This window comes from Variovorax sp. GW821-FHT09D04 (assembly GCF_059416405.1).
This window is the reverse complement of record NZ_JBWKPA010000003.1, coordinates 254,798-267,434: the sequence shown is the minus strand read 5'-3', so window position 1 is coordinate 267,434 and position 12,637 is coordinate 254,798. Positions and strand designations below refer to the sequence as shown.

9 protein-coding genes are annotated in these 12,637 nt (G+C 70.4%); 6 read left to right on the top strand and 3 right to left on the bottom strand.

The genetic code is table 11. The annotated features are described in order from the left end of the window. The first annotated feature begins 92 nt into the window (after positions 1–92). Complete coding sequence (locus AC07O4_RS11595) at positions 93–1,991, top strand: sigma-54-dependent Fis family transcriptional regulator (RefSeq protein ID WP_495304590.1); 1,899 nt, start codon at positions 93–95, stop codon at positions 1,989–1,991. Between the two features lie 56 nt (positions 1,992–2,047). Beyond that, positions 2,048–2,878 (top strand): class I SAM-dependent methyltransferase, encoded by an 831-nt coding sequence (locus tag AC07O4_RS11590; protein WP_495304589.1) that lies wholly within the window; start codon positions 2,048–2,050, stop codon positions 2,876–2,878. A 7-nt stretch (positions 2,879–2,885) separates the two neighbouring features. Here AC07O4_RS11590 and AC07O4_RS11585 read toward each other — a convergent pair whose 3' ends face one another. Both AC07O4_RS11585 and AC07O4_RS11580 read right to left on the bottom strand, forming a co-directional pair. Beyond that, on the bottom strand, positions 2,886–3,686 hold the full coding sequence (locus AC07O4_RS11585) for a DUF1266 domain-containing protein (RefSeq protein WP_495304588.1): 801 nt from the start codon (positions 3,684–3,686) through the stop codon (positions 2,886–2,888). A gap of 44 nt (positions 3,687–3,730) precedes the next feature. Continuing rightward, positions 3,731–4,732, bottom strand: a complete 1,002-nt coding sequence (locus tag AC07O4_RS11580) for a hypothetical protein (RefSeq protein ID WP_495304587.1) — start codon at positions 4,730–4,732, stop codon at positions 3,731–3,733. A gap of 329 nt (positions 4,733–5,061) precedes the next feature. Here AC07O4_RS11580 and AC07O4_RS11575 point away from each other — a divergent pair, with 329 nt between their 5' ends. The 3 genes from AC07O4_RS11575 to AC07O4_RS11565 all read left to right on the top strand — a co-directional run bounded on the left by AC07O4_RS11575 (position 5,062) and on the right by AC07O4_RS11565 (position 10,053). Continuing rightward, positions 5,062–5,448 (top strand): DUF4259 domain-containing protein, encoded by a 387-nt coding sequence (locus AC07O4_RS11575; RefSeq protein ID WP_495304586.1) that lies wholly within the window; start codon positions 5,062–5,064, stop codon positions 5,446–5,448. 220 nt (positions 5,449–5,668) lie between these two features. Continuing rightward, positions 5,669–8,860 (top strand): hypothetical protein, encoded by a 3,192-nt coding sequence (locus tag AC07O4_RS11570; RefSeq protein WP_495304585.1) that lies wholly within the window; start codon positions 5,669–5,671, stop codon positions 8,858–8,860. A 149-nt stretch (positions 8,861–9,009) separates the two neighbouring features. After that, on the top strand, positions 9,010–10,053 hold the full coding sequence (locus AC07O4_RS11565; RefSeq protein WP_495304584.1) for an RNA methyltransferase: 1,044 nt from the start codon (positions 9,010–9,012) through the stop codon (positions 10,051–10,053). Here AC07O4_RS11565 and AC07O4_RS11560 read toward each other — a convergent pair. Continuing rightward, entirely contained in the window at positions 10,046–10,798 is a 753-nt protein-coding gene (locus AC07O4_RS11560) for an alpha/beta fold hydrolase (protein ID WP_390344756.1), read from the bottom strand. The genes AC07O4_RS11565 and AC07O4_RS11560 overlap by 8 nt on opposite strands. A gap of 239 nt (positions 10,799–11,037) precedes the next feature. On the opposite strand from AC07O4_RS11560, the gene AC07O4_RS11555 reads away from it, so the two are divergent. Beyond that, positions 11,038–12,636: an OpgD/OpgG family glucan biosynthesis protein gene (locus tag AC07O4_RS11555; RefSeq protein WP_495304583.1), complete on the top strand. Its 1,599-nt coding sequence runs from the start codon at positions 11,038–11,040 to the stop codon at positions 12,634–12,636. Position 12,637: the final 1 nt, after the last annotated feature.

Here is a 12,637-nt window from a genome sequence, read left to right as displayed (position 1 = left end):
CCATTCGCAATCTGCGACAGATGCGCGCGACGGCGGCGACTACGATGTCGCACAAGGCGAATCGCCGGCAATCCCCGTCCACGGAGTCACGCATGACGAGTGAAGCTTCCGCTCCATCGGTCAGCGTCGCGCAGGCGCGCGAGCTGTTCTTCGCGCAGGGCCGCGACCCGGCGCCGTGGATCGCGCCGCACATCTCGCGCTCGTGGCAGCGCAGCCGGCCGGTCGACCCGCATTGCATCGACCCCACGCCGATGGCGCCGTCGCTGCTGAACGAGCGCCGCGAGCAGGCGATGCGCCTGCTCAGCTGCGCGCAGCCCGAGCTCGACGGGCTCGCCGAGCACGCGGTGGGCAACGGTTGCATCGTCGCGCTGTCGGACGCCAGCGGCCTCATCCTCGAAGAAATCGGCAGCCCCGACTTTCTGCCCAAGGCCCAGCGCGTGGCGCTGCAGCCCGGCGTGGAATGGTCGGAGAGCCACCGCGGCACCAACGCCATCGGCACGGCGCTGGCCGAGCGTGTGGCGCTGATGGTGCTGGGCGGCGAGCACTACCTGGCGCAGAACGGCCGGCTGGGCTGCGCGGCGGCGCCCATCTTCAGCGGACGCGGCGAGCTGGCCGGCGCGCTCGACATCTCGGGCGAGACCGCGCGCGTGAACCACCACGCCCTGGGCCTGGTGCGCATGGCGGCACAACAAGTGGAGCACCGCATGCTGCTGGCCGAGGCCTCGGGCCACGTGCTGCGCTTCCATGCACGGCCGGCGTTGATCGGCACCGCGCGCGAAGGCCTGATGGTGATCGAGGGCGGCCGCATCGTGGCGGCCAACCGCGTGGCGCTCGACCTGTTCGGGCGCTCGTGGGAGGGCCTGCTCGACCTCGACGCCGAAGAATTCCTGGGCGCGCAGTGGCCACGCATGGAGCACCGGCGCAGCCTGCTCACGCTGCCGGGCGGACGGCAGATCGCGACCGTCATGGAGCGCACGGGCACGGCGAACAGCGGCACGGGCCGCTCCGGTGGTGCGCGGCAGGTGATGGCCGCGAACACAGCGCCCGTCGACAACGACGACGTGGTGCGCCCATTGCTGGCGCGCGCCGTGCGCGTGCTCAACGAAGGCGTGCCGGTGCTGGTGAACGGCGAGACCGGCAGCGGCAAGGAGGTGTTCTCGCGCCGCCTGCACGCCGCCAGCCGCCGCAGCGCGGGCCCGTTCGTGGCGGTCGACTGCGCCTCGCTGCCCGAGACGCTGATCGAGGCCGAGCTGTTCGGTTACGAAGAAGGCGCCTTCACCGGCGCGCGCCGCAAGGGCATGCCGGGGCGCATCCGCGAGGCGCACGGCGGGGTGTTGTTTCTGGACGAGATCGCCGAGATCCCGCTCGCGCTGCAGACGCGCCTGCTGCGCGTGCTCGAAGGCCGCGTGGTCACGCCGCTGGGCGGTGGCCAGGGTGTGGCGGTCGATTTCGATTTGATTTGCGCCACGCACGCCGGCCTGCCCGCGCTGGTCGAGGCCGGGCGCTTTCGCGCCGACCTGATGTACCGCGTGGCCGGTTTCACCGTCGCCCTGCCCGCGCTGCACGAACGCGCCGACCGGCGCGCGCTGATCGCGCGGCTATTTCTCGAATCGGGCGGCGCCGCCAAGCACCTGTGCCTGGAGAACGACGCGCTCGAACGCCTGGCCGCCTACCGCTGGCCCGGCAACGTGCGCGAGCTGCGCAGCGTGCTGCGCGCCCTCGTGGCGCTGGCCGACCCGGGCGATGCGGTGACGGCCGATGCGCTGCCCGCGCACCTGCAAGACCCCGCACCCGTTGCCGACTTCAGCGAAGCCACACTGTCGCAACCCAACGCACCCCTGCAGACCATCACGCGCCACGCCATCGACGAAGCGCTGCGCGCCTGCGACCACGACGTGGCGCGCGCGGCCCGCCGGCTCGGCGTTCACCGCAGTACCGTGTACCGCCACCTCGCACGCCAGCGCCCGCCCGCGGGCAACACCAAAGACTGACTTGCCCGCACGCGCGGGACCGGCCAGACTTTGTGCATGGCCCTGCCCCCGCATTCATGACCACCGGCAAATCCGCGCGCAAGCTCTCGGCCGTGCCGTCCACCTTGCGAATTCCGCTGGCCGCGCGGGCTTCGGGCGATGCGCTGTTTCCGCAGATGGCCGTGCGCGACGCCTACGCCGCCGGCATCCTCGAGCAGATCCGCGACGACGACCATGCCCTGCCCGACGACCGCACGACCATCTACGGCATCCTGGCGCGCACGCGGCGCTTTCGCAGCCTGGCGCAGGACTTCCTCAAGCTGCACCCGGGCGCGCGTGTCGTGAACATGGGCTGCGGCCTGAGCCACTACTTCCAATGGCTGGACGACGGCAAGTCGCGCATGACCGACGCCGACCTGCCCGAGGTGCTGGCCCTGCGCCGCGAGCTGCTGCCCGACACGCATCCGCGCCACGACCTGCGCGAACTCGACCTTACGGCGCCCGGCTGGTGGGAGCAGCTCGGCCTGCCGCGCAAGCGCCAGGCGCAGCCGGTCTTCCTGTTCACCGAGGGCGTGCTGATGTACCTCACGCCCGAGCAGGTGAATGCGGTGTTCACCACCTTCGGCGAACGCGCGCCCGCGGGTTCGGTGCTGGCCTTCGATGCGATGTGCTGGCTGGCCGTGGGCCGTGCGCGCCAGCATCCGTCCGTGCGCGCGACCGGCGCGGAGTTCCAGTGGGGCCTGCGCCGGTACGAAGACCTCACGCAGCCCCATCCGCGGCTGCACCTGGACGGTACCTACCGCGTGATGGAAGGCATCGGCTGGCCCTACACGCTGTTCGCGCCGATGGTGCTGTTCTTTCTCGGCGTGCCGATCTACGCGGTGTACGCGCTGAGGGTGAAGGACTAGGACCTCTTCAGGCGAAAGGCACGCTGCGCCACGGGCTGCGCGTGTCGCTCAACAGCAGGCGGTTGGTGCGCAGCAGATGCTCTTCGCGCGCGTCGGAGTACTGCCAGATCAGGCCCGCCGCGATGTACGCGGCGCTCACCTGCGACCAGCTGGCATAGGCCGCGCGCACCTGCGATGCCAGGCCGCCCGCAAAGTCCGCGAACTCCGCGCGTTCGATGTAGCCCAGCTGCACCGCCCAGCGCGACAGGTTGGCCAGGCGCACCGCGTCCCAGGCCACGAGGTTCGTCAGCTGATCCGGCGCCACGCCGAAGTGCTTGCGCAGGACGCCGACCCAGCTCTGACTGCCCGTCATCAGCTGGCTCAGCTCGGCGCTCGAGTGCCCGGTCTGCGCGGACAGCGCCCGCATGTCCAGGTGCTCGCGCGCCTTGATCTGGAAGAACGCGGGAAACCACGCGTCCATGACCAGGCGCAGCACGCCCGGCGTGGATTGCACCGCCGCATCGATTGCACCGATGGCCTTCCAGGCCGGCAGGTACTTCGCGCGCTGCCCTTCCTCGGTCAGCCAGCGCGCGGTCTGCTCGAAGCTCGCGCGGTCGCTCACGTTCCACACCTGCGCGATGCCTTCGCGCAGGGTGTCGTTGTCCTTGCCGGTGAGCACCGCGTTCACGCAATCGCCGTTGAAGGCCGACAGCGGCGTGCTCAGCGTGACCAGCCATTGCTCCTGCGCGGGAAGCGCGGGCGCAGCGGCGTCGAACTTGAGCTTGTCGTTGTCGAGCATCGCGTGCGCGAGCGTGTCCTTGAACCCCATGAAAACTCCTCCGAGATTTGTTGAATGGCGCGCGGGTGGATCGATCAGGCCTTCGATTGCAGGCGCGCGATCTCCTGCTGCAGGAACGCGAGGAAAGGTGCGCGCAGCGATTCCTTCATGTGCGCGGGCAGCGCCATCGGCGGGGTCGAGCCCGTCAGCAGCTGGTCGCCCTTCTCTCCGATCTGCAGCGCACGCACCTCCACCCGCTCCAGCGCGATGCGCAGCGGCGACTCCATCAGGTCCTTGCCGTACAGCGCCTGCGCGGTGAGCGCCACGCCGTAGGGGCCGCCGAACAGCGGAAAGTCGGCCAGCGCGAACTGCAGCGTCTCGCCCGCGGGAATCTGGAACTTGTCCGTCACCTTGCCCAGCTTCTTGGCCAGCTTCGGGTTGGCGGGGTCGAGCAAGGTGTCGACTGCGCCGTGGTCGGCCACCAGCTCGGCCAGCGTCCAGACGCGTTGCTGCGCCTGTCGCTGGCTGCCGTTTTCCGCGTGGTACGCGAGCACCGCCGCGACCGTCGGCGCCAGCAGTTCGCCGCAGCGTTTGAGCAGCACCGGCTCGGGCGCGTCGGCCACGCCGGACCAGTCTTTCCAGGCCTTGAAGCGCGCGAGCAGCATCGAGACGAACGAAGGTGCATCGTCCGCGCGCGCCGGCAAGGCATGGCCCTGCGCCGGTGGCGGTGCGGCCGACAGCACGGTGAAGTCGTCCTGCACGTACACCGCCTGATCGGTCAGCAGCAGCCCTTGCGAGGTGCGCTTGCCGCTGAGCCGGTTCATCGCGTGGTAGCCCAGGAAGAAGAGCGGAATCTCGTCGCCCAGCCACGGCTTGGGCAGGTACATCTGCTCGACCGCCTGCGCGAACACCTGCGGTGCGTCCTCGTGGTCGGGGTGGTCTGCCTGGTCGGGCAGGAAGGAAAAGGCCGACAGGTCGGCATGCAACGGTGCCTGCACCTGTTGCTGCACGCGTGTGCGCAAGGCATCGCCGTGGCGCGCGCGTTCGGGCGGCAACGCGCCCAGGTGATCGGTGAACGACGAAAAAACGAATGACATGCTGAATCTCTCCCTGAAACCGTGGTTGTGAATGGGTAAGCGGCCCGGCATCTGCTTCCGCGGGCCATGCACGGCAGATCGGCCGTGACCGCGGCGTGTCCTGGAAGGACACCGCCGCAACGCCGGCCCAAGGGAAGTGTTCCCCGGCGGCTCACGGACTGGATGATCACGCGCCCCCATGTCAGGAGCGCGGCCATGCTACTGGGAAGCGTCGCCTGGCATTCTGACGAATTCTGCGAGGCCGCGCGATCACGCCATCGGGTCGCTAGCATCACCGCATCTTCAAACCGTGGCCGCACCGCGACACGCCACACACGGGAGTCAAACGAATGGGTACATGGTCGACAGCAGGCTTCGGCAACGACGAGGCACTCGATTGGCTGGCGGAACTGCAGGAAGCCGATGACGCGCTCGCCTTCATCCGCGAGACGCTGGATTCAGGTTCGACCGAAGGCACCGTCGCCGCGGCCGAAGTGCTGGCACTGCTCTCCGGACACGGCAGCGCCGATGCACACCCGGACGCCGTCGACTGGTGCGCCGGCAAGGCCGCGCCGCCCGCCGACCTGCGCAAGGCTGCCGCCGACGCGCTGCAGGCCATCCTCGACGACCCCGACGCGGACGGCCACGACACCTGGGCCGAACTGGGCGAGGACGACGAGGACTACCTTGCGTGGCTGGCCAACCTGAAGAGCTTGCAGGTCCGGCTGCGCGGCTGAACCGCGCTGAACGCGCCCGGCGTTCCGGCCAAAGCGCGCGCCGTGTTACGTAACGAGTGGCGACAGCTGCCCGTTTTGCACCATTGGCCTGACAGGGCCATTTGCACAAAAATCGTTTCGAATCAAAGAGATACGGCGTTTCCGGTCCGTCGTTGACGGCCGAAGTCGAAGGCGGCACGCATGTTGCCCTCTGTAGTCATTTATTTGACGAGGAGGCCGCATGACCACCACCGTATCGCCGATCGCTTCGATCCCCGCCGCCGCCGAAAGCGGCGCCCCCGTGGTGCTTGCACAGGCCAGCGTCACCCCCCTGGGCCCCGTCGGATCGGGCGCCCCCATGGCCGCGCCCGCCGGGCCGACCAGCCTGGGCACCCTGTCCAACGCCACGCCCGGCACGGTCGTCATGCGCGACGGATTTCGCATGCCGGTGGACGGCAACCAGACCCTCATCGCAGGCGACCGCGTGATCGTGCCCGACGGCGGCCAGGCCAACGTGCTCTTCCCCGGCTCGGCCACCAACAAGGCGCCGCTGGCCGGAGTGTTCGCGGGCGGCACCGACGCCACCATCACCTCGACCAAGCTGTCCAGCGGCCTCGAACAGGTGAACGTCGACGTGGCCGCCGGCAACCTCGATGTCACCTCGCCCGACAGCGACGCGGAAGCCGCGGCGCTCGCCGTGAGCAAGAAGACCGCGGCCGGCAGCGGCATCGGCCTGGGTGAATTCGCACTCGGCGCGCTGGGCGCCATCGGCCTGGGCGCCGCGCTGAGCGGCGGTGGTGGCGGCGACGGCGGCGGCTTTCCCCTGTTCGTGTCGGGCATCGGCGACAGCGACGCGGATGCCGATTCGGATGCCGATGCAGACGCCGACGCCGACTCGGATGCAGACGCCGATGCCGATGCCGATTCGGACGCCGACGCGGATTCGGATGCAGACGCCGACGCTGATGCGGACGCCGATTCGGACGCGGATGCCGACGCCGACGCAGACCACCTGCTCGATCCGGGCGACGGCCTCGCCGGGCACCTGCTGGGCGCCCTCGACAACGCGCTCGGCCTGGGCGGCGGTGCGACCAACGTGCGCAGCGCCTCCGGCTCGTCGGGCACGCTGGCCTCGCTGATGCCGGTGGCCGACGGCCTCACCGACCTCGTCGACGACCTGCTCTCGCCGGTGACCGGCGAGGAGTTCAAGCCCAACGATCCCAATGAGTTCGAACCGGTGGACAACGCGGTCGAAAACATTGCCGTTCACGTGGGCGGCGTGCTGACCCCCGTGGTCGACGGCCTGCTCGGCGATGGCCTGACCGACGCCCTCGTCGGCTCGCTGATCGGCCAGGTCGACTACCTGACCGACGCGCTGGGCAATGCGCTGGAGAACGTGCTGGGCAGCGAAGGCCTGCTCGGCGGCATCACCACCCCGCTGGGCCTGGACGGCCTCGTGGACGACCTGCTCGGCACGGACGGCGTCGTCGGCCAGGTGCTCGAGGGGCTGCTGGGTGACGGCAGCCTGCTGGGCAGCGTGCTCGGCGAAGACGGATTGATCGGGCAGTTGCTGGGCGATGACGGGCTGCTCGGCGGCGTGCTGGGCGATGGCGGTTTGCTGGGTGGCTTGCTCGGCGGCGAAGGCGGCCTGCTGGGCGGTGTGCTGGGTGACGACGGCCTGTTGGGCGGTCTGCTCGGTGGCGACGGGGGCCTGCTCGGCGGTGTGCTGGGCGATGACGGCCTGCTGGGTGGTGTCCTCGGCGGTGAAGGAGGCTTGCTTGGCGGCGTGCTGGGTGACAACGGCCTGTTGGGCGGCTTGCTCGGTGGCGATGGGGGTCTGCTCGGCGGTGTACTGGGTGACGACGGCCTGCTGGGCGGTGTCCTCGGTGGCGAAGGTGGCTTGCTCGGGGGTGTCCTGGGCGACGACGGCCTGCTGGGTGGCCTCCTCGGCGGCGAGGGCGGCCTGCTTGGCGGTGTGCTGGGCGACGAAGGCCTGGTCAACGGCCTCCTCGGTGACGAAGGCATCCTGGGCGGCGTGCTCGGCGGCGAGGGCGCCCTGTCCGGCCTGCTCGGTAGCGAAGGCCTCACCGGCGGACTGCTCGGTGGCGACGGGCTCGTGGACAGCCTGCTCGGCCCCGACGGCGCGGTCGGCTCCCTGCTGAGCGCCACCCCGCTGGCCGGCCTGCTCGGCGGCGAAGACGGCTTGCTCAGCGGCCTGCTGGGCGATGACGGGCTCCTGGGTGGCGTCCTCGGTGACGACGGCCTGCTGGGCGGTGTGCTGGGCGACGACGGCATCCTCGGTGCCGAAGGCCCGGTCGGCGGCCTGTTGAATGGCGTCCTTGGCGGCGACGGCGGCGGCTTGCTCGGCGGTGTGCTGGGTGACGATGGTTTGCTGGGCGGCCTGCTCGGCGGTGACGGCGGCCTGCTGGGTGGCTTGCTCGGCGACGACGGTCTTCTGGGCGGTGTCCTCGGCGGCGACGGTGGCCTGCTCGGCGGTGTGCTCGGTGACGACGGCCTGCTGGGTGGTGTCCTCGGTGGTGAGGGAGGCCTGCTAGGCGGCTTGCTGGGTGACGAAGGCCTTCTGGGCAGCCTGCTCGGCGGCGGCGACGGCGGATTGCTTGGCGGCGTGCTGGGTGATGACGGCTTGCTGGGCGGTGTCCTCGGCGGCGACGGTGGTCTGCTCGGTGGATTGCTGGGCGACGACGGCTTGCTGGGTGGCGTCCTCGGCGGTGACGGCGGTCTGCTCGGCGGCGTGCTGGGTGACGACGGCCTGCTGGGCGGTGTCCTCGGCGGCGACGGCGGTCTGCTCGGCGGCGTGTTGGGTGACGACGGCCTGTTGGGCGGTGTCCTCGGCGGTGACGGCGGTTTGCTTGGTGGCGTGCTCGGTGACGACGGCCTCCTGGGCGGTGTCCTCGGCGGTGACGGCGGTCTGCTCGGTGGCGTGCTGGGTGACGACGGCCTGCTGGGCGGTGTCCTCGGCGGCGAAGGCGGTCTGCTCGGTGGCGTGCTGGGCGACGACGGCCTGCTGGGCGGCGTCCTCGGTGGCGGCGAAGGCGGCTTGCTCGGCGGCATCGTCGGCGAAGACGGCCTCGTGGGCAGCCTGCTCGGCGGCCTGCTCGGAGGCAAGAGCCCCGTCGCGGACATCCTGGAGCCGGTGTCGTCGGTGCTCGGCCATGCAAGCGACGCCGTGGCACCGGTCGTGGCCGAGGCCACGCAAGCCGCATCCGGCGCCGCGGTGCCCGCGGCCGACATCCTGGCCGGCGCCAGCTCGGCGGTCGCCCCGGTGGTCGCGGAAGTGGTGAACACCGTCGAGCACGCGGTCACGCCGCTGGTGTGCGAGGTCGTGGCCCCGATCACCAGCCTGCTCGACCACAGCGGCACGGGCTCCGCGCTGGCGCCCGTGACGAACATCCTGCACGGCCTGCTGGGCTGACCGAAGGCGGGAGAGGCCGGCAACGGCCCTCCCCTTTGTTCCAATTCGCGCACACGAAGGCGCAGCGCACCGCTTCCGGCGCGCTGCGCCTTCGCATGCCTGCCGTGCACAATCGGCGCTCTCCCGAGCCCCTTTGCCCCACGCCGCGCATGCGAATCCACGAACTGAAACGACGACTCCGCGAGGCCGGGGCCGGCCCCAGCCACGAGCAGCGCATCCTGCGGCTGTGGTCGCATGCGCTGCCGCGCAACAGCGGCAGACGCCTGCCGGCCACCTTCTTCCCGTCGTCGCTGATGGAGGCCCTGCCGGCCATCGAGGCCGAGCTTGCGGGCTTGGCGCGCATCCATGCGGTTCACCCTGGCGCCGACGGCTCCGAGCGGCTGCTCGTTGCGCTGGCCGACGGCCAGACGGTGGAAAGCGTGCTGCTGCCGCGCGACGGCCTGTGCGTGTCGTCGCAGGTCGGCTGCGCCGTCGGGTGCCAGTTCTGCATGACGGGCCGCGACGGCCTGCTGCGCCAGGTCGAAAGCGCCGAAATCATTGCCCAGGTGGCGCTCGCGCGCCTGCGCCGGCCGGTGCGCAAGGTGGTGTTCATGGGCATGGGCGAACCGGCGCACAACCTGGACAACGTGATCGAGGCCATCGAGCTGCTGGGCACCGTGGGCAACATCGGCCACAAGAACCTGGTGTTCTCCACCGTCGGCGATCCGCGCGTGTTCGAGCGGCTGCTGCAGGCGCGCGTGCGGCCCGCGCTGGCGCTCTCGCTGCACACGACCAATGCGGAGCTGCGCCGCAAGCTCCTGCCGCGCGCGCCGAACCTGACGCCCGAAGCCCTCATCGACGCGGGCGAGCACTACGCCCGCACCACCGGCTACCCCATCCAGTACCAGTGGACGCTGCTCGAAGGCGTGAACGACGGCCCCGAGGAAGTCGAAGGCATCGTGCGGCTGCTGTCGGGCAAGTACGGCGTGCTGAACATGATCCCGTTCAACACGGTGGACGGCGTGGCCTTCGGCCGCCCGTCGCGCGCGCGCTGCGAGCAGATGGCCCGCACGCTGCACGAGCGCGGCATCCTCACGAAGCTGCGCTACTCGGCCGGCCAGGACGTCGACGGCGGCTGCGGCCAGCTGCGGGCGCGCGCGGCCGAAGTGCGAGTGACGGTGCCGATCCGCCGCGCCGACGACCGGCTCAGCTGAGCGAAGCCATCCAGTCCCACACCGCGCCGGGCGCCTCGACCATCACGTTGTGGCCGTGCGGGCCCAGGTCGCGGGCTTCGGGGTCGAGAGAGCGGGTCTGTTCCATCGTCACCAGCGCATCGTGGCGGCCCTGCCCGAGATGGACGGGGCAGCGCGCCAGGCCGACGAGTTCGGACAGCGGCGGCTTGCCCACGGCATTGGCGCGCGGGTCCATGGCGAGGCGCCATCCCTCGTCCTCTTGCGTCACGCCGCGCGCCACGACGGGCGCCGTCGCGTCGGCGATCGCGGCCAGGCCGGAGACCTTCAGGTAGCGGTCAACTGCCTCTTCTTTCGTCGCGAAACGCTTGGTAGGCTGCATCGCCAGCGTCTCCATGCGGCGGACTTCTTCATCGCTCCATCCGACCTTGATGCCCGCCGCGAACACCGCGTGCGGCACGACGCCAAACCATCCCGTCGCGAGAGCCAGGCCGATCACGCCGCCCAGTGAATGGCCGAGCACCACGAGGCGGCCTTCGGGCTGCAGATGCGGCAGCACTGCGCGCGCCACGGTGGCGGCGTGCTGGCCGATGGCGTAGGAGGCCTGTCGGTCCGATGCGCCGTGCCCGGGCAGGTCGAGCGCAAGCCAGCGGCCACTCCATCGCGCACCGGCCTGCGCGCACAGCGGCGACCACACCGCGCCTGTCGCGCCCATGCCGTGCAGCAGCACCAGCAGGTCCGGGCCTTCGCCGCCTTGTTCCGTGTACATGTCCGTGGTCTCCAGGCACTTTCGATGGCGCGAGAATACCCGCCGACGCCCCGAAAAAGGCCCGATCGGCACCCGCTGCCGCAAGACAGCGCGGGGCCTTGTCCGGCCCCGTTTGCGCGGAATGGCTGACGCGCCGTACCCTGTGGTCCGGGGCATGCTTGGCGTTGTTTTTCCCCCGTCTCCCCGACGCTTCTCTTTTCCCTTCTCCTCCAAAGGCTTTCGCCGCCCCTCAAGAACCCATGCTTGATCGCCGATCCTTCCTCGCCGCCGGCAGTGCCGCCGCCGCACTCGCTGCCCTGGGACTGCCCGAAGAGGCGCTGGCCGCCAACGGCCTGCAACTGAGCCAGCCGGCGCCCTTCTCCTTCGATGCGCTCGTCGCACAGGCCAAGCGCCTCGCGACCCGCCCCTACACCGCCGCCGCGCCGCTGGCGCCGCAGGTGCTGGAGCGCATCGACTACGACGCGCACGGCAAGATCCGCTTCGACCCCGCCAACGCCCTCTTCCGCGACGGGCCCGGCGCGTTTCCCGTCACCTTCTTCCACCTCGGCCGCTTCTTCCAGACCCCGGTGCGCATGCACGTGCTGGAGACCGCCGGCGGCGACAGCTTTGCGCGCGAGGTGCTCTACAGCCCCACGTACTTCTCGATGCCCCCCGACAGCCCCGCGCGCGCGCTGCCCGAGGGCGCCGGGTTCGCAGGCTTCCGCCTGCAGGAAAGCCGCTTGGGCGATCAAAGCAAGCTCGACTGGCAGAAGAACGACTGGGTCGCCTTTCTTGGCGCCTCGTACTTCCGCGCCATCGGCGAGCTCTACCAATACGGCCTGTCGGCGCGCGGCATCGCGCTCGACGTGGCGGTGCCCGACAAGCCTGAGGAGTTTCCGAACTTCACGCGCTTCTATTTCGAGACACCCGCCGCGGGCAACACCACCTCGATGACCGTCTACGCGCTGCTCGAGGGGCCGAGCGTCACGGGCGTGTTCAAGTTCGTCATGCAGCGCGGCAAGGCCGTCATCATGGACATCGACGCGCGCGTGTTCCTGCGCCGCGACGTGTCGCGGCTGGGCCTGGTGCCGCTCACGTCGATGTACTGGTACTCGGAAACCATCAAGCCCACCGCCATCGACTGGCGCCCCGAGGTGCACGACTCCGACGGCCTCGCGATCTGGAACGGCGCGGGCGAACGCATCTGGCGCCCGCTCAACAACCCCACGCAGACCCGCGCCTCCGCGTTCGCCGACACCAAGCCGCGCGGCTTCGGCCTGCTGCAGCGCGACCGCAACTTCGACCACTACCAGGACGGCGTCAACTACGAGAAGCGCCCCAGCCTGTGGATCGAACCGCTGGGCGACTGGGGCGAAGGCTCGGTCCAGCTCATCGAGATCCCGACCGACGACGAGATCCACGACAACACCGTCGCCTTCTGGGTGCCCAAGGCCGATGCAAAAGCCGGCGCGAGCTACAGCCTGCAGTACCGGCTGCACTGGACCGACCAGGAACCTTTTCCGTCACCGCTCGCGCGCTGCGTCGCCACCCGCATCGGCCGCGGCGGCCAACCGGGCCAGCCGCGCCCGCAAGGCGTGCGCAAATTCATGGTGGAGTTCATCGGACAGCCGCTCACCACCGTGCCCTTCGGCGTCAAGCCCGAACTGGTGCTCACCGCGCCGCGCGGCAAGTTCTCCTACGTCTTCGCCGAAGCCGTGCCGAATGGCGTGCCGGGCCACTGGCGCGCGCAGTTCGACTTCACGCCCGAGGGCACGGAGCCAGTAGACATGCGGCTGTATCTGAAGAACGGGGATCAGACGTTGACGGAGACCTGGCTGTATCAGTACCAGCCGGGGTGAG

Coding starts and splice junctions, on each gene's coding strand:
- AC07O4_RS11595 (WP_495304590.1), top strand. CDS start 93: ATGACGAGTGAAGCTTCCGCTCCATCGGTCAGCGTCGCGCAGGCGCGC.
- AC07O4_RS11590 (WP_495304589.1), top strand. CDS start 2,048: ATGACCACCGGCAAATCCGCGCGCAAGCTCTCGGCCGTGCCGTCCACC.
- AC07O4_RS11585 (WP_495304588.1), bottom strand. CDS start 3,686: ATGGGGTTCAAGGACACGCTCGCGCACGCGATGCTCGACAACGACAAG.
- AC07O4_RS11580 (WP_495304587.1), bottom strand. CDS start 4,732: ATGTCATTCGTTTTTTCGTCGTTCACCGATCACCTGGGCGCGTTGCCG.
- AC07O4_RS11575 (WP_495304586.1), top strand. CDS start 5,062: ATGGGTACATGGTCGACAGCAGGCTTCGGCAACGACGAGGCACTCGAT.
- AC07O4_RS11570 (WP_495304585.1), top strand. CDS start 5,669: ATGACCACCACCGTATCGCCGATCGCTTCGATCCCCGCCGCCGCCGAA.
- AC07O4_RS11565 (WP_495304584.1), top strand. CDS start 9,010: ATGCGAATCCACGAACTGAAACGACGACTCCGCGAGGCCGGGGCCGGC.
- AC07O4_RS11560 (WP_390344756.1), bottom strand. CDS start 10,798: ATGTACACGGAACAAGGCGGCGAAGGCCCGGACCTGCTGGTGCTGCTG.
- AC07O4_RS11555 (WP_495304583.1), top strand. CDS start 11,038: ATGCTTGATCGCCGATCCTTCCTCGCCGCCGGCAGTGCCGCCGCCGCA.